Raw genomic sequence first — 19,083 nt, forward strand, 5'->3', positions numbered from 1 at the left:
AATGTCCCACTTTTCTGTTTTACTATTAACAGGTTTGTCTCAATGTTTGTGTAAAAATGCTTGGATGGTGTTATAAAAGATTCCTGCGAACATAAAGATTAACCAACTAAACCGCCAATCCCCTAAAACAAAACTAATAAATAAATAGAGTGCAACAACTAAGGGCCAATAAACGGATGCAATAATTGCACCGACAGGATTTCCCACAGGTCCTTCCTCTGTTTTTGTTTGCTGAGGGGCAAAATCAGGATGACCAACATGTTCTGAATAAAAATAAGTTTCATTCAACAATTTATTAAAACTTCCTTTAATTACTCCACCAAATATAAACAAGAAGACGCCAACCGATACTAAAAAGAAGAGCCAACTAATCCCCATCGTTCCATTATAATACTGTCCGCCCATCATTTGATGCATGGAACGGCGCATCATCAGATGAAGGCCACTACTAAAGACAACAACTGGGATTAAACCCAAAATACAAAAAACGACGCCCGCTGCCATACAAAAAATAAATGATCGTTGAAAACTTTGTTCTCTTTGTGCAACTTCTTTTTTTAACTTAGTCGGAATCAATCGTTGCCCCAGTTGTTTATCCATTGCAACAAACCGATTACCAGCAACAATAAATAATGGAACGCCAATTGCCACACCTATGAAAAGACAAACTAAACCGAGACCGTTAGAAAGAACACCACGCATACCAACCAGCAAGCCAACACCCACCATGATTGCAACAACACCAAGACCAATTTGAATAGCACCTTTACGTTGGACAGCTAAATAGTCAAGTCCTTCCTCCACTGAAATTTCTGGCAAACCGTTCATTGAATCGTTTGTTTCATCCACTTGTTTATTTTCTAAATTCAATTCTTCCATTAATTCATCAATAGTACCAAATTCAGAAATAATTGTACCAATTGCTTCATTTTCCGATTTTCCTTGGCTGAGCAAATCTTCATAACGATCCTCAGCATTTGCTAATAAGTCCGCCTTTAATTGTTTTGTTTCAGATGTTTCAACAACGCCTGAAAATAAGCTATCAATAAATTCTTCTATAATTTTCATTTTCCCATCTCCTTTACAAATGCTTCGACGACGTCTTTTGTTACTTCCCATTCTAGTAACTTTTCCTCTAAATAACGCTCTCCTGCACGGGTTATTTGATAATAGGTCCGCTTTTTGCCATGCGTTACTTCTCCTGGAAATGATTCAATGTAGCCATTTTTCTCTAAACGTGTAAAAGCAGAATAAAGTGTCGTTTCTTTAATCGAATATTGTTCTTTAGAAATTTCACGAATGCGTTTAGAAATCGCATAACCATATGAAGCGCCGGATTGTAAGATTGAGAGAATAAAGGTATCGTTGTATCCTCGAATTGCATCACTACCAATCACATAAATTCCTCCCTCAAGTACTTCAACTATCGTACTACGTCTGTCGTTGTAATTATCTTAACACGATTACTACGATAGGTAAAGTAAAAAAAGCACGTAATGCAGAAATCATTTTAATTTCTGCACTACGTGCTGTCTTCTTTTCAGTCTATAGTTGAATCTTAAATGGTATCACCATTAAAAATAGAATTTTTTACAATCACATAATCAACTTTACGAATCGCTTCTAAATCGCGACCTCCCGCGTATGAAATGGAAGATTGTAAATCTTGTTGCATTTCGACTAAAGTATCTGCCAACTTCCCTTTATGGCGTAACCAGATTTTTTTCCCTTCAACGTTTTTCTTTTCGCCTTTTTGGAATTCAGAGGCGCTACCAAAGTATTCTTTGTAAACAACGCCATCTTCCACTTTTGTTTCACCTGGTGATTCTTCATGTCCAGCAAATAGTGAACCAATCATGACCATAGTTGCCCCAAAACGCACAGATTTTGCAATGTCTCCATGGGTCCGAATCCCACCATCTGCAATAATTGGTTTCCGAGCAGCTTTGGCACACCAACGTAAAGCCGCTAACTGCCAGCCACCTGTCCCAAAGCCAGTCTTAATTTTAGTAATACAAACTTTTCCTGGTCCAATCCCCACTTTGGTGGCATCGGCTCCAGCGTTTTCTAATTCGCGAACGGCTTCTGGTGTTCCAACATTGCCCGCAATAACGAACGTTTCTGGTAAAAATTTTTTTAAGTGTTGAATCATATTAATCACCGCATTTGAATGACCATGGGCGATATCAATTGTCACGTAGTCAGGAACTAAACCTTCTCGGGCTAACGTTTCAACAAAAGCGTATTCCCCTTCTTTCACGCCCACACTAATTGACGTGATCAAGCCCTTTTGTTGCATTTTTTTAATAAATGGCACTCGCGCCTCTTCATCAAACCGATGCATGATATAAAAATAACCATTTTCAGCAAGGGTTTCCGCAATCGTTTCATCAATAATTGTTTGCATGTTCGCTGGAACGACAGGCATTTTAAACGAATGTTTTCCTAAAGTTACTGTAGTATCACATTCAGAACGACTATTCACGATACATTTATTGGGAATTAATTGGACATCTTCATAATCAAAAACTTTCATACTTACTGCCTCCTAGTTATTTACAAGAATAACGTAAAAACCGAACATTCGGTCGTTTAACGTTCGTGTTTACAAACACCATTGTTAATTTACACTATTTACCGCCACTTGTCAAAGGCGTTTTAACGAAAATTAATCTTTTTACCCTTCTTGAACGTTTGGTAAAATGGCCTGCAATAAAATAGCAACAATTGAGGCAGTTGCCACGGGTGAACTAAATAAATATTGTAAAAATTGTGGTAGAGTTTCCAAAAACTCTTTTGGTAACAATGTCAACGCTAATGTCATAATAATCGGAACGGCAATTACATACATCTCTTTTTCATGAATTGTTACATCACTCATGACTTTCATTCCACTTACAGAAATGATGCCACAAACAACCACAAAAACGCCGCCGATAACTGGTGCCGGAATGGCCGAAATCAAGGTGGAAAGTTTTCCAGATAAGCCAAATAAGACAAACCACGCCCCTGCAGCCACAAAAACCTTGCGACTAGCAACTCCAGTGATTGAAATAATCCCAGCATTTGTAGAGTAACTAGTTACTGGCGTGCCGCCAATGAATGAAGAAACTAAGCAACCTAAGCCTTCACCAATTACGCCGCGATTAATTTTTTCTTCGGTCAAAGGTTCAGCGACAACATGACTCACAGCAAACCAAGTGCCTGTTGTTTCCGCCATTAAAACCAGATAAATAACTAACATCGTGGCAATAGCTGACCAATCAAATTGGAAAGAAAAGTTAACTAATGGTAACTGAGGCAAACTAAACCAAGCCGCTTCACTAACGGCTGATAAATCAAGTACCCCTAATAATTGTGCCGCGATGCTCCCAAATAATAATGCCAAAATAACAGAAGAAACGCGGAAAATCCGCCCTTTTTTCAAAGCAGAACCTAAGAGTGCAAAGAAAATCAACGTCCCCGCTGCTATAAATGCTAATAAAATATTTTGTCCTAATTCCCCTTTTGCATGGTAAATATTATCCGATAAAGCGACTGGCATTAACGAAAGCCCCACCACAAAAATAATTGTTCCTCCCACAATTGGTGGAACAAATTTAGTGATTAAACGATTAAAGATACCAGTAAATCCTAATATAATAACAACAATTGCTCCCACTAAACTAGCACCTAAAACTGCGCCCCAGCCATTTCCTTGTTGGTTATTGGCAAAATAAATTCCTGCAATTGCCCCGATTGGAATAAATGAAGGGCCTTGCGCAACTGGTAATCTCATACAAAAATGAGATTGAATAATCGTGGCAAGTCCTGCTGCTATGAATGTCGCTTGGATTAAAGAAGACGTTTGTGCTGTGCTAATCCCAATAATTGAAGCAATGATCACAGGTACGACGTACACGTCCATTGCTAAGACATGCTGAATCCCTAACATAGTGGCCTGCCCAAAAGATACTGAATCTTCTGGCCCCACTGTTAAATGAAGATTATTTTGTTTCTTTTCACTCATTTTTTATACTCCTTTAGTTGCTGACATTAAATTTTTATCATGTACTTTTTCACCTTGTACCCAGACTTCTCGAATATTCTCTGGTCGTGCTAAATATAAGATTTTTTGGAAAATATCAAGCAATGATTCCCCTGGATTTTTAGGGATTCGTGCTTGTGACAAGCTTGTATTAATAATTTGAACATCCCAAGCATACCCTTTTTCTAATTTTCCAATTGGCAAACTTAGTGCTTGACCACCACCAGCAGTAGCTAAATAAAACGCTTCATTTACTGTAATCCGTGCTGTTTTAACACCTCGTACTTCTGGTTTTTTTGTAGCATCGACGCCATCTTCTAACATTCTAGAAGAAATAACCGCTTGCTTTAAATTGTCAAAAAGACTTGGTGAAAAACCACCTGAAAGATCACTGCCTAAACCAACTTCTACTTGATGTTGATGTACTAATTTTGCAATCGGTGTTACTGCATTACCAAAATAAGCATTAGAGATTGGGCAGTGCGCCACAGCCGTCCCTGTTTCATGGAATAAATTCATATCTGCTTCTTCTAAAAAGCCTGCATGTGCCATCACTGCTTTTTCTGTCAATAAACCAAAATCATTCAATGCTTGAGCATCATTTTTTCCAAAACGTTCTTGAACAAATTGATGTTCCCAATCACTCTCACTACAATGACTTTGAACATGGACTTGATATTTCGCTGCTAATTCTCCTAATCCTTTAAGTGCTTCTTCTGTACAACTAGGAATGAAACGCGGAGTTACAACGGGATATACGCCTTGTTTTGTTTGCTGCGCTAATGTTTGAATTTCTTGAATAAACCGTTCCGTTTCTTCTAATGCTTGTTCCGTTGTTTGATCACGATAGTACTCTGGATTCTCATTAAGATCATCCATTACAACTTTACCAATTAAGCCACGCTGCCCTTTTTCCGCACAAATCTCTGCCAAACAACGGCTAGCTTCATAATGAATGGTTGCAAAATAAAGGGCTGTTGTTGTCCCATTAGCTAACAATTGGGTTACCAATTCATCATAGACTTGTTGGGCAAATGCTAAATCTGCAAACTTGGACTCCAAAGGAAACGTGTACGTATTCAGCCATTCATACAATGGAATATCCAAAGCGGTCCCTGATTGTGCCCACTGAGGTGCATGGACATGTAAATCAACAAAGCCGGGTAAAAGATAAGAATCTTGGGGCAATTCTTGAAAACGTTGTGCTTCTTTTTGTTCTGCTAGCACAGTTTCATACGCTTCAGCATCTGGTTCAATTATTTCCTGAATTACTCCGGCCTCATCTATACAAAAAAGTGTCTCTTCATAGACTTTAATCTCTTGCAAATTTTTACTAGAAAAACCTGTTCCTTTTATTACAAAATGAAACATTTAATACTCCTCCTTACTATCACATGAAGATTATACATAAACTTTCGCTTAATAACTATAAAAATGTGATTTTTTTAAAAAAAATCCATGTTCAAACAAGCAAAAACCGAACATTCTAAGAATGATTTATTTTTTCTTTGGATAAACAAGAAAACTTTCTATTCTTAAGATTCTTCGGTATACTTGAAGAGAATCGTTAGAACTTTAGGAGGTCCTGAGATGATACAGATCGAACAAATTAGAACAGGTGTTATTCAAGAGAACTGTTATCTTGTTTATAATGAAGAAGCATTATTAATTATTGATCCAGGTGCAGAAGGAGCAAAACTAATTCAAGAAATTACCCGTTTAGGGAAGAAACCAGCCGCTATTTTATTAACACATACTCACTATGATCATATTGGTGCGGTAGAAGAATTGCGCCATCATTATCAAATCCCTGTTTATGTTAGTCCATTAGAACAAGCGTGGCTTTCCAATCCTATTTTGAATCTTTCAGGATTAGGCAGACATGATGATATAGCAAATATTATTGTTCAACCCGCCGAACATGAATTTAAACTAACCGATTATGAAATTGGTGGCATGAAATTTTCCGTAGTCCCAACACCTGGTCATTCAATTGGTAGCGTCAGCTTTGTCTTTGATGATTTTGTTGTTGTTGGGGATGCATTGTTTAAAGGTAGTATTGGTCGTACCGATTTACACACTGGTGACATGCAACAATTATTACACAGCATTACGACCTATCTATTCACTTTACCGGAAGAATTTCCTGTTTATCCAGGTCACGGTGATGCCACAACCATTCAACATGAAAAAGCCACAAACCCATTTTTTAATTAGAGATTTATTCACTATTTAAAGAAACTTAGGAGGAGTAGCAATGACTGAAGCAACGACACTTTATATTATTCGTCACGGAAAAACGATGTTTAATACGATTGGCCGTACCCAAGGCTGGTCAGATACCCCCTTAACCAAACAAGGAGAAGAAGGCATTTATCATTTAGGCTTAGGTCTTAGAGACATAGACTTTAAGGAAGCCTATAGTAGTGATAGTGGTCGTGCCATGCAAACCGCTCAGATTATTTTACAAGAACATCAAAACCACCAAAAGATTCCTTACCTAACCGATAAACGGATTCGTGAGTGGTGTTTTGGTTCTTTAGATGGCGGCTATGATGGTGAACTTTGGGGTGTGGTGCCACGCATTTTAGCTTTTAAAAGTTATGAAGACATGATGACCACGAAGATTACCTATCGCGAGTTAGCAAATGCTATTATTGAAGCCGATACGGCTGACTGGGCGGAGCCTTATGAAGTTATCCGTGATCGTGTTTGGTCTGGTTTCGAAGATATCGCTCATCATCGAGAAAAAAATGGTGGCGGCAAAGTCATGGTGGTTTCCCATGGACTAACAATTTCCTTTTTACTTTCCTTAATTGATGCAAGTTTGCCTATGCAGATGGCACTGGAGAATGGTAGCGTGACGACCTTAACTTACGAAAAAGGAACATTTACCATTCAAGGAATTAATGATATTTCTTATATTGAAAAGGGAAAAAAGATCGCTGAAAAGCGCCGTTTATTGTAAAAAAAGAGAAGGTTATCTGTCAAAATGACAGATAACCTTCTCTTTTTGTTTATTCTTTTAAACGTTCTACATTTTTTCTTGAGATTTGAATTTTTTCTAAGGTTTCCTTATAGTTTTTTGCTGCATAAGCAAAAAATAAAACATCGACTACATACAATTGTGCCACCAAGGAAACAGTAGCCGCACTTCTCAATGGCACGTCTTCCCCACTAGAGGTTTGGAGGACGATATCACTTTTTTCACCAATCACTGATTTTTCATCTTGTGTGATACTAATAATAGGAATCCCTTGCTGCTTCGCTAAATCAGCTAAAGTACTTGCTTCTTTATTCGTTCCAGAATTAGAAATAACAATAAAAACACTAGGCTTTTCTGTTGAGCCTAACATAGAAGCAAATAAATGATGGTCCAATGTTGTAAATACCGTTCGGCCTAATCGCGTAAATTTTTGATAAATATCTTGAGCAACCAACGAAGAGGCACCCAACCCATAGACAAAAATTACTTCTGTTTCTTCCAACAAATCAACGGCTTCATTCACTGCGACATCCTCTAATGTCTGACCGCTTCGCTCAACCACATGAACAAAGCGCGCTTGTAACTTTTGTTTAATATCAGCTGTTGATTCCCCTTTAGTAACTTCAGTGTACATTTGCTGCTTCATTTGGCCAAGATTTGCAGATAATAAAAGTTTCAATTCTGTGAAGCCATTCACATCCATAGAATGACAAAAGCGAATAATTGCCGCTGGACTTGATCCTGCTTGTTTCGCTAGCTCTTGCGCATTCATTGAAATAACTGTTTCTGTATTTTTTAAAATATATTCTGCGATTTTTCGTTCTGATTTTGGTAATTGTTGTAGACGATCTTGGATAGATAAGACAATATTTTGTTGCATAAACACCCCTCCTGATACACCATTTCCTACGCAATTAAATTTTAACAAAGAAAAAGGGAGAAGCCAAGTTCTCCTTTTTCTATTTATTATTTAGTTGTTTGCATATCTTTAGGAATCCCAAAGAATAACGTTGCTACAAAACCACCTGCGTAAGCAGCCAATAAACCTAATACGTAAGCAAGCCATTGGTTGTTGGCAATTAATGGAATTAAAGCCACCCCACTTGGTCCAATAGCAATCGCACCAACATTACCGAAGGCCCCAATCACCGCACCACCAATACCACCGCCGATACAAGCAGTAATGAATGGACGTCCTAATGGTAAAGTAACTCCGTAGATTAATGGTTCACCAATACCTAAAATCCCAACTGGCAAGGCACCTTTAATCATTTCAACTAATTTTTTATCTGATTTACAACGAATCCATAATGCTAAAGCTGCACCGACTTGTCCCGCACCAGCCATGGCCAAGATTGGTAATAACAAAGTCATCCCTGTTTGATTAATCATTTCAATGTGGATTGGCGTCAAAATTTGATGTAAACCAAACATTACCATTGGCAAGAAGGTTAAACCAAGAGTAAAGCCAGCAACCATGCCACCTTTTTCTAAGACAACATTGATAATACCAACTAAGCCATTAGAAATAGCTCCGGCTACAGGCATGATTAAGAAAATAGTTGCTAAGCCAATCACTAAAAGTGAAATGGTTGGCGTTACGATAATATCAATTGATTCTGGGACAATTTTATGCAATTGTTTTTCTAACAATGATAATAACCATACGGCAAAAATAACACCGATAATTCCGCCTTGACCTGCAGATAATGTTCCCCCAGTGAAAATATTACTGATTGGTGCATCTGGATTCATTCCTGTCAACATTGTGACTGCCCCAATAACACCACCCAACGCTGGCGTTGCACCAAAAACGCTGGCACTGTTAATCCCAGTGTAAAGAGCTAAATAAGCAAAAATCCCATTTTTAATGATATTTAAGACATCAATATATTGTTGCCATGAAGCTGAAATATCACCAGCAACAACTAAGTTAGACATAACAGCTGCAATCCCGCCAATAATACCAGCCCCAACAAAGGCAGGAATCATCGGAACAAAGATACTAGAAATGGCTTTTAACACTTTTTTAAATGGTGAAGTGTTATTTTGTTTCGCTTTTTGTTGTGCTTTCATTTGAGCGGCTTTTTCTTCTACTAAATCTTTTCCAGATTTGCCTGCTGAATCATCAGTTGCGGTGCCATGATTAAATGGTTCTCCCAATTTGACACCTGCTTGATCTACCATTTCTTGTGCAACCTTGTTAACAGTCCCTGGACCAACAACTACTTGCAACGTATCGTCTTCTACGACGCCCATAACGCCATCAATTTTTTTCAATCCTTCAATATCCACTTTGTCATAATCGCGGATATCCATACGAACACGAGTCATACAATGAATGACTTTGTCCACGTTTTCTTGACCACCAACTTCTTTATAAATCCCATCAGCAATGCGTTTAATTCTTTCTTCTGCCATGTTAAAACACCCTCCTAATTCCTTAATTTAATGTATTCTTGATAAATTGATTCCCGTCAATTAATTTTTGTGTTGCTTCTTCTTTAGTACTATCAGTTAAAATCATTACAATTGCTAACTTCACATTTTCTTCTGCTTCTACAAATTTTAGTTCGGCAACTTCATAACTACAACCCGTTGCTTCCATAATAATCCGTTTGGAACGCTCCACTAATTTTTCATTGGTTGGTTTTACATCAACCATTAAGTTATTGTAGACTTTCCCAATACCAATCATGGAAATAGTTGATAACATATTTAAAATTAATTTTTGAGCTGTCCCAGATTTCAAGCGAGTCGAACCTGTTAAAAATTCAGGTCCTGCATCTACTTCAATCGGCATTTGCGCATATTTACTAATTTCGGCATTTTTATTACATGCCACAGTTGCGGTAGCTGCTCCCACCGTTGTAGCATATTCTAAACCGCCAATTACGTAAGGCGTCCGACCACTGGCTGCAATCCCAACAACAATGTCATTTGCTGATAATTTTAGATCAACTAAATCTTGACGACCTAGTTCTTTTGAATCTTCGGCACCCTCTACTGCGACAGTCATTGCTTTTTGACCACCAGCGATGAGGCCTTGAACCATCTCTGGCTCGACGCCAAAAGTTGGTACGCATTCGGCTGCATCTAAGACACCTAACCGACCACTCGTACCAGCGCCCATGTAGATCAAGCGGCCGCCTTGATTGAAGCTTTTGATGATGGCTTCTACCACTGGTTCAATGGCTGCTAATTCTTGACCCACTGCAATTGCAACTTTTTGGTCTTCTTGATTCATTTTTTGTAAAGCTTCTTTGACACTCATCTCATCTAAGCCCATTGTATTTTCATTTCTACGTTCAGTTGTTAAGTTTTCTAAATTCATTCTCTATCGTTCCTTCCGTGACTAGCGTAAATTGATTGCCTGCCTTGATTAACGGCAATATCGTTTGATCTTTTTCAATAATTTGTGTAATCGTATTGACTTTTTCATCTTTCGGCAAGTCCACCAGTGTGACTTGAATTTCTCCCATATAGCGACCATATTTTTCATTATCAATCGTTACGGTTCCCACTGGACGGGCTTCAGTCTGCTCTGACTCAATCGTTGCAATTTCATCTTTTCTGAACATTTCACTCGTTCTTGATAATTCACTTCGCAAAACATCTCTTGCAGCATCTAAACGATTGGTATGAGTCCCAAGTATTCGCTTCAAATAGCGGCTCTTGCTAGGTGCTACTTCTAACAGAAATTGATTGGTTTGGTGATAATAACCAAATTGAGCCATGGTTCGCTCACTAATTTTGGGATCACCAATATAAACAGCATCGACATAAGGATCAGCCATCAAACCAACGGCAGCGGCGAAAGGATTTTGCCCACGATGTTTTTCTAATGTTGGTAAACCAGCAAAAATTGGGCCTCTTGTTTGCCCATCTCCTGGCACAAAAGTAAAAACTTGTAAGCCTAATTCTTTAAGCCAGCGGTTCTTTTCATTAAAAAATGTTGTTCCAATGCCTGTTTCAGGTCTTGGATAATAATTATGCCAAGCTTCTAAGCGAGAAAAGTCCGCTTGGTGAGCCTTTAACTCAGCCACTTCTTCCAGTGTAATGGTACTAGCATTCAATCCTATATCAATCTTATGTGAAGCATGAGCCATTTGTTCTATCGTAATGCCATAGTCCATCCGGAGGCCAGTTACGCCCAACTCAATTAAAGGCTCTAATTCATCGAAAGAAAAACCCGCTCTTTTTAACGCTTCACCTGAAATATCTACCATAATTTTCATTTTTTCTGCCTTAGCAATTGCCCCTAAATCAGTCAAGCGTTGGCGGTAAAGGGAAGTATCATCTTCTGGAATGTGTAAAGAAGTGAAAATACCATCAAATCCAAGCGCTTTCATCTTTTTGATATAAATAATTGTATCGTTTGTAATCTCTTCACCAAGAAAAACTGAAATACCATACATCTTTTTAGCTCCTCTCTAATACGCTTTCATTATAACTTGTTTGAAATAAAATTTCAACTATTTTTCTAAATATTTTTTAATTCCAAAATAAAATTTTATTTCTGTTCAAAAAAAACGAGCGTGGAACAAAAATCAATTTGGATTTTTGCTCCACGCTCAAAAACTGATAAACGGCGGGAACAGAACCAACTCCTTCGGAAATAAGCCGAAATTCTCCAAAAATCAAAGATCAATTTTCGGAAATTTCTTCTTATTTCTCGGAGCTAAACGGTTCTGTCCCGACCTCGTCTAATGCATTAATTGGCTGTGGCAGAGCCAACTGGTGTACCAGCTGTAACCACGCCAGTTTTCTCTAACGAAAATTGTGCTACTTTATCCATGTTGGTAATGATGACAACCATTTCAGTTCCTTTACCAGCTGCTTTAATTGCCTCTAAATCAGCAATTGCGACCACCGTATCTGCAGTCACTTGGTCGCCTTCTTTCACTTTAATAGTGAACGGTGCCCCGTTTAACTCCACCGTATCGATACCCATGTGTAATAAAATTTCAAGACCGTTTGTCATTTTTAAACCAATGGCATGTTTTGTTTGGAAAACGCTTAAAACTTCTCCTTCAATAGGTGCATAAATTTCACCATTTTCTGGAACTACTGCGTAGCCATCTCCCATCATTTTTTGTGAAAAAACAGGATCATTCACTTCACTAATTGGGATAACGGTTCCATTGGCAACGGCATACATTGTATTATTTTCGACAACTTCATTCTTTTTCTTCAAAAATCCAAACATTTCTCTTCCCCCATTTTTTAAAGTATCACTAGTATAGAAAAAAGTTTCATGAATTACAAGTGGCACCTTTGTATAATTCTAAAATTTATTTTAAAATAAGAATTTGCATTGGCATTTACTTTGTCAGCGGGTATACTTATACTTGATGTATTTTGCATTTATTTCAGAAAGGAATGGTGACATGCTTTTTGCTAACCTATGGAAAGCAATTATTCTTGGTATTATCGAAGGAATTACCGAGTGGCTTCCAATTAGTAGTACCGGACATTTAATTTTAGTGGATGAGTTTATTAAACTCGATCTAAGTAAAGATTTTATGGAAATGTTCAACGTCGTTATCCAATTGGGAGCAATTATGGCGGTTGTTATTTTATACTTCCACAAATTGAATCCTTTCTCACCAAAGAAAAATGGCGAAGAGAAAAAAGATACTTGGATTCTTTGGTCTAAAGTCTTAGTCGCTTGTTTACCAGCGGCAGTTATTGGTCTAAAATTTGATGATTATTTAGATGCACATTTTTATAACTTTTTAACAGTATCGATTATGTTAATTGTTTATGGGATTGCTTTTATTATCATTGAAAAACGAAATAAAAATGTTGCACCGAAGTGTACTAATCTAAAAGACTTCACTTATAAAGCCGCTTTAATCGTTGGTGCTTTCCAAGTACTGGCATTAATTCCAGGAACTTCACGTTCAGGAGCGACCATTTTAGGGGCAATCTTAATTGGGGCTTCACGTTTTGTTGCAACAGAGTTTTCATTTTTCTTAGGAATTCCAGTAATGTTTGGAGCAAGTTTTTTAAAAATCTTTAAATTCTTGGCCAAAGGAAATACGTTTGGATCAGAAGAAATCATTATTTTATTAACTGGCTCTATTGTTGCCTTCGTTGTTTCCATCATTGCGATTAAATTCTTATTGAATTACTTGAAGAAAAACGATTTTACAGTTTTCGGTTGGTATCGTGTAATTTTAGGTGCGATTTTAATTGGCTACTGGTTATTCTCATAAAAAATAAAACCGTTGCTTTCAACAGTGAAAGCAACGGTTTTATTTTTTTAAATCGCCAAACGTTATTCGCTCAATCTCCTGTTCTTCAAACCACTGACGAACACGAGGATCACAAATCGTTGCTAATTCTTACAGCGTAAAGTGGTATAAGAAGAATTGTCTAACACAAATTGATCCAAATATCCAACATCAAAATGCATCTCAGCAATTGCCGATTCCGGCATCCGTAATAAACCAAAGTCATCTTCTAAAAAATTCTCCACTGATACGCCTTCGTGAATATAAGATAACGCGCCAGACTCTAACAAATGTGTCACCTGGAAATAACCTTGTTGCGGTGGATATTCTTTTTCCCCACTATATTTCAGGGTTGTATGAAGTCCGTACTCTTCTGCTAATTCTAAAAATACTTGATCAACCACTTCATCCCCAATCGAGTGGCAATCAAAATGTTCAGGATAATGTCCAGTTAGTTCCTTAAAGCGCGTCAATTGTGCAATCGTTTCAAGTCGTACTTCTTCATATACGAAGGTTACTTGCTTTTGTTGACGATAATAAGAAGAGCGATGAAAATTGCCTTGTTCATCTACCAGTGAAGGAATCATACATGGGTCCGCACAAGGTTTCCCTAATAAAAAATTCGTATGCTGACCTACAAATAAGCCTGGATAATTTTTTGCTAAAGCAACGGCGTGTTCTGCTGTTGGTAAATTGGGCATCAAAAGTGTCGACGTCGTTAAACCATCGACATAACTTTTGATAATGCCATGATTAATCGCTTCTGACATCCCAAAATCATCAGCATCAATAATTACTTTAACCAACAGCTCCCCCTCTTTTCTTTACGTATTTTTGATGACAATTCCGACAATAATATTAACAGCTGATTCACAATCATTAATCGTGCGCTCAAGCTGATCGTAAACATCTTTCCACTTGATAACTTTTAATAAATCTTTTTCGTTAGTCATCAAATCTTTCATGGCGCTACTGTATAATTTATCGCCTTGAGATTCAATCGTATTCACTTCATCAATCAATGAAACTAACGTTTTAGAATTCTTAAATTTTGCAAATTCCTTCGTTGCTGATTTAACGCCTTCTGTCGCTTTAACAATATAAGCAGTTAATTCTAGCGCGGGCGTAATCATTTCTTCGACAACTAAATGATTAAGTAAATAAGACAAACTATTAATGCTATCGATAATGTTATCTAAGTGATCCGTAATATCGACAATATCTTCTCGATCAATTGGCGTAATAAAGGAAATATAGAGTTCATTTAAAATTTTGCGAACAATTTCATCATTCTCTTTTTCCAATTGATGAATCACTTCTGATTTTTTTACTAAGTTTTCTAATGAATAATTGTCTACAATTTCTTGCAAAACCTTTGCTGCTTCATAAGCATTTGTTGCTAACTGGTTTAATTCTCCAAAATAATCAAATTGTTTTTTACGTGCCATGTTTTTCTCTCCTTAAAAAATTGCAATAAATAATTTTGACATCACATAAGCGATCAGCCCACATCCTGGGAAAGTTAAAATCCATGCTATCAGCATTTCTTTCACGATACGCCAGTCAACACTTGAGATTCGCTTAGAAGCACCTACTCCCATAATCGCTGTTGTTTTTGTATGAGTAGTTGAAACTGGAATCCCAAAAGCCGATGCTAAAAATAAACAAATAGCCGTGCTTAAATCTGCAGTGAAGCCTTGATAGCGTTCGAGTTTTACCATATCCATCCCGACTGATTTAATGATTCTCATGCCGCCCACAGAAGTTCCAATGCCCATTGTAATGGAACACAGAACCATAACCCATAACGGAATCACAAAACCGCCACCTGTTTTTTCGACTAAATTATTATAAAAAAGCACTAACATGAACACGCCCATAAATTTTTGCCCATCTTGCGCACCATGTAAAAAAGCATTAGCTCCTGCACCAAAGGCTTGCCCAACTGTAAAAAATTTGTTGGCTTTTCTTCTAGGCACAGCCGAGAAAGCTTTCACAACAAGTTTGGCAATCAAATAACCGCCGCCAAAGCCCATAACGGTAGAAACAACTAGGCCAACAAGCACTTTGATCCATTCCGAGCCATTGACTGCACCCAAACCACCTAATGCCATTGCCGAACCAGTCAAGCCGGCAATTAACGCATGGCTTTCACTTGTGGGAATACCAAAATACCACGCAGCAACTGCCCAAACCACAATTGAAAAAAGCGAAGCAGCCAAAGCCACCTGTGAAGCGTTTCCATTTGCGTCAAAACTAACAATGTTGCTAATCGTTTCAGCTACTTGGGCATTAAAAAAGGTCATGACTAATGCACCTAAAAAGTTCATCACAACAGCCATCCAAATTGCGACATTCGGCTTTAACACCCGAGTCGAGACAGCGGTTGCAATTGCGTTCGGCGCATCCGTCCAACCGTTAACAAAAATTACACCCATTACCAAAGTAATCGTTACCAATAATGCAATACTCACAAAGACACCACCATTTTTCATTTATCTATTTTATCATAGCATGTTTTAAAAAAAATGTATGCTTTTTTCTTAAGGCTCTGGCAAATTTTCTTATTTTTTTCTTGAAATTGTCTGTTAAGGAAAAAAACTTGTCGTCTTTTATTGCAATGGAACAATGGATTAGGTATAATGATTACTGTTGAATTACATTGGCTGACCAGTGTAAAACCTAAATCATCGGAGGTGAAACAAATGCCAAATATCGAATCTGCAATCAAACGCGTACGTACAAGTGCTAACGCGAATGCGAAAAATTCATCTCAAACAAACGCAATGCGTACAGCAATCAAGAAATTTGAAGAAGCTGTAGCTGCTGGAGCTGATAACGTCGATGCTTTATACAACGAAGCTGTTAAAGCTGTTGATATGGCTGCAACTAAAGGTTTAATCCATAAAAACAAAGCTAACCGCGATAAAATTCGTTTAAGCAAATTAGCTAAATAATGTGAGATAGAAGTTAGCATTCATGTTAGCTTCTTTTTTCATCAAAAAATGTCCAAGTCTGTTTTCACAAAGACTCGGACATTTTTTTATAAAGGTGAATCAATCCACGGTAAATCTGTTGTGAGATGTTGACTAAATAATTTAGTCTCTTCTCGCAAAGCTAAACGTTGTTGTCTTCTCGTTTCATAATTGGAACAAATCAACTTTTCTTCTGCAGTTTCTGGGACGACTGCCGCTAATTGGAAGTCACTTTCGGGATTCATATGAGACGGAATGGCTACAAAAGTTGTAAAACAAGTCGCCGCTAAATAACGCTCTCCAGTTGTTAAATCTTCTCCTACAACTTTAACAAATACTTCCATCGATTTATGATGCACGCCAGAAACAAACGTTTCAACACACACTGAGTGATTTTCTTTTAAAGGTTTTAAAAAATTCAAGTTATCTAAAGATGCTGTAACTGCCCCTCTCCGACAATGTCGTGAAACGGAAATGGATGCGGCGTCATCAATTAAAGACATTAATTTCCCACCAAATAGTGCACCAAAGGGATTTAAATCAAAGGGAAATACACGATGTGTTTGAATCACTCGTGATTCTCGACAAAATTTTTCTTTCGTCATTAACGATTCCTCTACTTTCATTTATAAACTTTTCCACGCTTTACTTTAGCTTACTTTACCATTTGATGCAATCCTTACTTTTTAGGAAACATTTAAAAAATAACAAATTTGCAAGTCCCATTTATTCATTTTTAGGAAATTTGCTGTATAATAATAACGGTTAAAGAACTTTTAAGGAGATGGATATACATGAAAATTGCAATTGCTGGTGCCGGCGCTATGGGCAGCCGTTTAGGAATTATGTTGCATCAAGGCGGAAATGATGTAACTTTAATCGATCAATGGCCCGCGCACATTGAAGCCATTCGTAAAAATGGTTTAATCGCTGATTTTAATGGAGAAGAAGTTGTCGCAAAACTACCAATCTTCTCACCAGAAGAAATTGACCATCAAAATGAACAAGTAGATTTAATTATTGCTTTAACCAAAGCACAACAATTAGATGCAATGTTTAAAGCGATTCAACCAATGATTACTGAAAAAACGTATGTACTATGTTTATTAAATGGCTTAGGTCATGAAGATGTACTAGAAAAATATGTGCCAAAAGAAAACATCTTGGTTGGCATTACCATGTGGACAGCTGGTTTAGAAGGACCGGGACGTGTTAAACTTTTAGGTGATGGCGAAATTGAATTAGAAAATATTGATCCTTCTGGTAAAGAATTTGCTTTAGAAGTCGTCGATGTCTTCCAACAAGCTGGTTTAAATCCAAGCTATAGTAGCAATGTTCGCTACTCTATTTGGCGGAAAGCCTGTGTCAATGGCACGCTAAATGGTTTGTGTACAATCCTTGATTGTAATATTGCCGAATTTGGTGCACTACCTGTTAGTGAATCCCTTGTTAAAACATTAATCAGTGAATTTGCAGCAGTCGCAGAAAAAGAAGCCATTCATTTAGATCAAGCAGAAGTCTATACACATATTGCTCAAACTTATGATCCAAACGGTATTGGCTTGCACTATCCGTCTATGTATCAAGATTTAATTAAAAATCATCGTCTCACAGAAATTGATTACATCAATGGTGCCGTTTGGCGCAAAGGACAAAAATACAACGTAGCAACACCTTTCTGTGCCATGTTGACACAGCTTGTTCACGGAAAAGAAGAACTATTAGGAGCTAAATAAAAAGAAAGTGCCAGAGACAATCGTCATACAACGATTGCCTCTGGCACTTTCTTATTTTGCTTGTGCAGTCAATTTTAAAATAAATAATTGGAATAGTAATTCTTTATCCATTTGGCCCGTTTTCATGCGGTAATCATTTTCAACTAATTCATCATAAAGTCTTTCTAATCGAGACAATTCAAATCGTCGGACTTGTTGTAACGCTAACTTGACTCGATAAGGATGAACCTTTAATGTATCAGCGATATTCGCTTGTTGATAGCCCATCTTAGCCAAAATTTTTGTTTGTAGAAAAAGGCGAATCTGATTCAATAAGATTGCATTTAACTTAATGGTTTCTTCTCCTTGTAAAAGTAAATCTTCATACAATTGAACAGCTTTTTCACTGTTTCCAGAAAGTACTTCATTGGTTAAGTCAAAAACATTATGTTCCAAAGACTTAGGGACTAATTCTTGAACCGCACCTCGTGTAATTGTCTTCGTTTCAAGGGCATATAAATACAGCTTCTGTAATTCTCCCATAATTTTTGATAAGTTCAAGTCTGTCAATTGAAGTAATAAATCAAAAGCATCGGAGCGAATAGTGTACCCTTCGCTCTCAATCGTTTGAGAAATGTACTGACGAATAGCCTTTTCATCCATTGGATTGACGTCAACTACTGTGGCATTTTTTTTCAATGCTTTGGTAATTTTTTTGCGTTCATCTAATTTTTCATATGAGGCCATAAAAACAAGAACAGTTGTTGGTGATGGACTTTCCAAATAATTCAATAAAAGATTGACATCATGTTCCACACCGTTTGTTTTTCTTTCGGCAGTTAAAAAGTAAGGATTTTCCACAAAGACAAGGCGATAATCACCAAAAAACGGAATTGTTTCCGCTTCAGCAATCGCTGCACTTAAAGGTGTTTCCTCCATATCAAATGAGAAAAAGTTAAATTGATCATCCTCTTCCGTCAACAATTCTTTCATCAATGTTGTTTTAAATAATTCAGTTAAATAAAGTTCTGTTCCTATTAATAAATACACTGGAGCGATTTTTTGCTCTCGCACTTCTTTCAAAGCTTTTTGTAACTCCATTGGCTCGCTCCTTTTCTCGTTTCTCTTGTTTATCCTATCA

The 19,083-nt window shown here is 37.3% G+C and carries 19 protein-coding genes and 1 pseudogene; 5 read left to right on the forward strand and 15 right to left on the reverse strand.

Going from position 1 to position 19,083, the window contains the following annotated elements; translation table 11 throughout:
* Positions 1-39: 39 nt before the first annotated feature.
* From IGJ52_RS09370 to guaD, 5 genes are all read right to left on the reverse strand, one after another.
* Complete coding sequence (locus tag IGJ52_RS09370) at positions 40-1,068, reverse strand: permease prefix domain 1-containing protein (protein ID WP_002415717.1); 1,029 nt, start codon at positions 1,066-1,068, stop codon at positions 40-42.
* Positions 1,065-1,397, reverse strand: coding sequence for a PadR family transcriptional regulator (locus IGJ52_RS09375; protein ID WP_002382752.1), 333 nt, complete (start codon positions 1,395-1,397; stop codon positions 1,065-1,067). Before IGJ52_RS09375 ends, IGJ52_RS09370 begins: the two co-directional genes overlap by 4 nt.
* A 161-nt stretch (positions 1,398-1,558) precedes the next feature.
* Positions 1,559-2,536 (reverse strand): GMP reductase, encoded by a 978-nt coding sequence (gene guaC, locus IGJ52_RS09380; protein ID WP_002362677.1) that lies wholly within the window; start codon positions 2,534-2,536, stop codon positions 1,559-1,561.
* 141 nt (positions 2,537-2,677) lie between these two features.
* Complete coding sequence (locus IGJ52_RS09385) at positions 2,678-4,009, reverse strand: nucleobase:cation symporter-2 family protein (RefSeq protein WP_002359736.1); 1,332 nt, start codon at positions 4,007-4,009, stop codon at positions 2,678-2,680.
* A 3-nt stretch (positions 4,010-4,012) separates the two neighbouring features.
* Positions 4,013-5,398 carry a guanine deaminase gene (gene guaD, locus IGJ52_RS09390; RefSeq protein ID WP_173975607.1) on the reverse strand — a complete coding sequence of 462 codons (1,386 nt, stop codon included), beginning with the start codon at positions 5,396-5,398 and terminating at the stop codon, positions 4,013-4,015.
* A gap of 219 nt (positions 5,399-5,617) precedes the next feature.
* On the opposite strand from guaD, the gene IGJ52_RS09395 reads away from it, so the two are divergent.
* Positions 5,618-6,244 carry an MBL fold metallo-hydrolase gene (locus IGJ52_RS09395; RefSeq protein ID WP_002356716.1) on the forward strand — a complete coding sequence of 209 codons (627 nt, stop codon included), beginning with the start codon at positions 5,618-5,620 and terminating at the stop codon, positions 6,242-6,244.
* A gap of 40 nt (positions 6,245-6,284) precedes the next feature.
* On the forward strand, positions 6,285-6,995 hold the full coding sequence (locus IGJ52_RS09400) for a histidine phosphatase family protein (RefSeq protein WP_002359733.1): 711 nt from the start codon (positions 6,285-6,287) through the stop codon (positions 6,993-6,995).
* 49 nt (positions 6,996-7,044) lie between these two features.
* On the opposite strand, the gene IGJ52_RS09405 is transcribed toward IGJ52_RS09400, so the two are convergent.
* The 5 genes from IGJ52_RS09405 to IGJ52_RS09425 all read right to left on the reverse strand — a co-directional run bounded on the left by IGJ52_RS09405 (position 7,045) and on the right by IGJ52_RS09425 (position 12,288).
* Positions 7,045-7,893 carry a MurR/RpiR family transcriptional regulator gene (locus IGJ52_RS09405; protein WP_033601023.1) on the reverse strand — a complete coding sequence of 283 codons (849 nt, stop codon included), beginning with the start codon at positions 7,891-7,893 and terminating at the stop codon, positions 7,045-7,047.
* Positions 7,894-7,979: 86 nt separating this feature from the next.
* Complete coding sequence (locus IGJ52_RS09410; protein WP_002382747.1) at positions 7,980-9,434, reverse strand: PTS transporter subunit EIIC; 1,455 nt, start codon at positions 9,432-9,434, stop codon at positions 7,980-7,982.
* 22 nt (positions 9,435-9,456) lie between these two features.
* Positions 9,457-10,347: an N-acetylmuramic acid 6-phosphate etherase gene (gene murQ, locus IGJ52_RS09415; RefSeq protein WP_002381571.1), complete on the reverse strand. Its 891-nt coding sequence runs from the start codon at positions 10,345-10,347 to the stop codon at positions 9,457-9,459.
* Entirely contained in the window at positions 10,322-11,431 is a 1,110-nt protein-coding gene (locus IGJ52_RS09420; RefSeq protein WP_002382746.1) for a DUF871 domain-containing protein, read from the reverse strand. The genes murQ and IGJ52_RS09420 overlap by 26 nt, the downstream gene beginning before the upstream one ends.
* Before the next feature lie 296 nt (positions 11,432-11,727).
* Positions 11,728-12,288: a PTS sugar transporter subunit IIA gene (locus tag IGJ52_RS09425; RefSeq protein WP_002380597.1), complete on the reverse strand. Its 561-nt coding sequence runs from the start codon at positions 12,286-12,288 to the stop codon at positions 11,728-11,730.
* Positions 12,289-12,403: 115 nt separating this feature from the next.
* On the opposite strand from IGJ52_RS09425, the gene IGJ52_RS09430 reads away from it, so the two are divergent.
* The gene (locus IGJ52_RS09430; RefSeq protein ID WP_002356708.1) at positions 12,404-13,234 is read left to right on the forward strand and encodes an undecaprenyl-diphosphate phosphatase; all 831 of its coding nucleotides are present in this window, start codon (positions 12,404-12,406) and stop codon (positions 13,232-13,234) included.
* Between the two features lie 39 nt (positions 13,235-13,273).
* Here the strand turns inward: IGJ52_RS09430 and IGJ52_RS09435 are convergent.
* The 3 genes and pseudogenes from IGJ52_RS09435 to IGJ52_RS09445 form a co-directional block, all read right to left on the reverse strand.
* A pseudogene (locus tag IGJ52_RS09435) lies at positions 13,274-14,058 on the reverse strand (ChbG/HpnK family deacetylase).
* Between the two features lie 18 nt (positions 14,059-14,076).
* A complete protein-coding gene (locus tag IGJ52_RS09440; protein ID WP_174092335.1) occupies positions 14,077-14,700 on the reverse strand; it encodes a DUF47 domain-containing protein in 624 nt (207 codons plus the stop codon).
* Between the two features lie 12 nt (positions 14,701-14,712).
* Positions 14,713-15,747: an inorganic phosphate transporter gene (locus IGJ52_RS09445; protein ID WP_002356704.1), complete on the reverse strand. Its 1,035-nt coding sequence runs from the start codon at positions 15,745-15,747 to the stop codon at positions 14,713-14,715.
* 210 nt (positions 15,748-15,957) lie between these two features.
* Between IGJ52_RS09445 and rpsT the strand changes: the two genes are divergently transcribed.
* A complete protein-coding gene (gene rpsT, locus IGJ52_RS09450) occupies positions 15,958-16,209 on the forward strand; it encodes a 30S ribosomal protein S20 (RefSeq protein WP_002356703.1) in 252 nt (83 codons plus the stop codon).
* Between the two features lie 86 nt (positions 16,210-16,295).
* Here rpsT and IGJ52_RS09455 read toward each other — a convergent pair whose 3' ends face one another.
* Complete coding sequence (locus IGJ52_RS09455) at positions 16,296-16,853, reverse strand: acyl-CoA thioesterase (protein WP_002382741.1); 558 nt, start codon at positions 16,851-16,853, stop codon at positions 16,296-16,298.
* 168 nt (positions 16,854-17,021) lie between these two features.
* Here IGJ52_RS09455 and IGJ52_RS09460 point away from each other — a divergent pair, with 168 nt between their 5' ends.
* Positions 17,022-17,963 (forward strand): 2-dehydropantoate 2-reductase, encoded by a 942-nt coding sequence (locus IGJ52_RS09460; protein WP_002381566.1) that lies wholly within the window; start codon positions 17,022-17,024, stop codon positions 17,961-17,963.
* Positions 17,964-18,014: 51 nt separating this feature from the next.
* Here IGJ52_RS09460 and holA read toward each other — a convergent pair whose 3' ends face one another.
* Complete coding sequence (gene holA, locus IGJ52_RS09465) at positions 18,015-19,043, reverse strand: DNA polymerase III subunit delta (RefSeq protein WP_002362655.1); 1,029 nt, start codon at positions 19,041-19,043, stop codon at positions 18,015-18,017.
* Between the last annotated feature and the right edge of the window lie 40 nt (positions 19,044-19,083).

It is taken from the genome of Enterococcus sp. DIV1758, from assembly GCF_051711985.1.
GTDB classification, from domain to species: domain Bacteria; phylum Bacillota; class Bacilli; order Lactobacillales; family Enterococcaceae; genus Enterococcus; species Enterococcus faecalis.

What these genes read in the sequence shown, in the direction of transcription:
- IGJ52_RS09370 (WP_002415717.1), bottom strand. Translation starts at nt 1,068, where the DNA reads ATGAAAATTATAGAAGAATTTATTGATAGCTTATTTTCAGGCGTTGTT.
- guaC (WP_002362677.1), bottom strand. Translation starts at nt 2,536, where the DNA reads ATGAAAGTTTTTGATTATGAAGATGTCCAATTAATTCCCAATAAATGT.
- IGJ52_RS09385 (WP_002359736.1), bottom strand. Translation starts at nt 4,009, where the DNA reads ATGAGTGAAAAGAAACAAAATAATCTTCATTTAACAGTGGGGCCAGAA.
- guaD (WP_173975607.1), bottom strand. Translation starts at nt 5,398, where the DNA reads ATGTTTCATTTTGTAATAAAAGGAACAGGTTTTTCTAGTAAAAATTTG.
- IGJ52_RS09395 (WP_002356716.1), top strand. Translation starts at nt 5,618, where the DNA reads ATGATACAGATCGAACAAATTAGAACAGGTGTTATTCAAGAGAACTGT.
- IGJ52_RS09400 (WP_002359733.1), top strand. Translation starts at nt 6,285, where the DNA reads ATGACTGAAGCAACGACACTTTATATTATTCGTCACGGAAAAACGATG.
- IGJ52_RS09405 (WP_033601023.1), bottom strand. Translation starts at nt 7,893, where the DNA reads ATGCAACAAAATATTGTCTTATCTATCCAAGATCGTCTACAACAATTA.
- IGJ52_RS09410 (WP_002382747.1), bottom strand. Translation starts at nt 9,434, where the DNA reads ATGGCAGAAGAAAGAATTAAACGCATTGCTGATGGGATTTATAAAGAA.
- murQ (WP_002381571.1), bottom strand. Translation starts at nt 10,347, where the DNA reads ATGAATTTAGAAAACTTAACAACTGAACGTAGAAATGAAAATACAATG.
- IGJ52_RS09420 (WP_002382746.1), bottom strand. Translation starts at nt 11,431, where the DNA reads ATGTATGGTATTTCAGTTTTTCTTGGTGAAGAGATTACAAACGATACA.
- IGJ52_RS09430 (WP_002356708.1), top strand. Translation starts at nt 12,404, where the DNA reads ATGCTTTTTGCTAACCTATGGAAAGCAATTATTCTTGGTATTATCGAA.
- IGJ52_RS09440 (WP_174092335.1), bottom strand. Translation starts at nt 14,700, where the DNA reads ATGGCACGTAAAAAACAATTTGATTATTTTGGAGAATTAAACCAGTTA.
- IGJ52_RS09445 (WP_002356704.1), bottom strand. Translation starts at nt 15,747, where the DNA reads ATGAAAAATGGTGGTGTCTTTGTGAGTATTGCATTATTGGTAACGATT.
- rpsT (WP_002356703.1), top strand. Translation starts at nt 15,958, where the DNA reads ATGCCAAATATCGAATCTGCAATCAAACGCGTACGTACAAGTGCTAAC.
- IGJ52_RS09455 (WP_002382741.1), bottom strand. Translation starts at nt 16,853, where the DNA reads ATGAAAGTAGAGGAATCGTTAATGACGAAAGAAAAATTTTGTCGAGAA.
- IGJ52_RS09460 (WP_002381566.1), top strand. Translation starts at nt 17,022, where the DNA reads ATGAAAATTGCAATTGCTGGTGCCGGCGCTATGGGCAGCCGTTTAGGA.
- holA (WP_002362655.1), bottom strand. Translation starts at nt 19,043, where the DNA reads ATGGAGTTACAAAAAGCTTTGAAAGAAGTGCGAGAGCAAAAAATCGCT.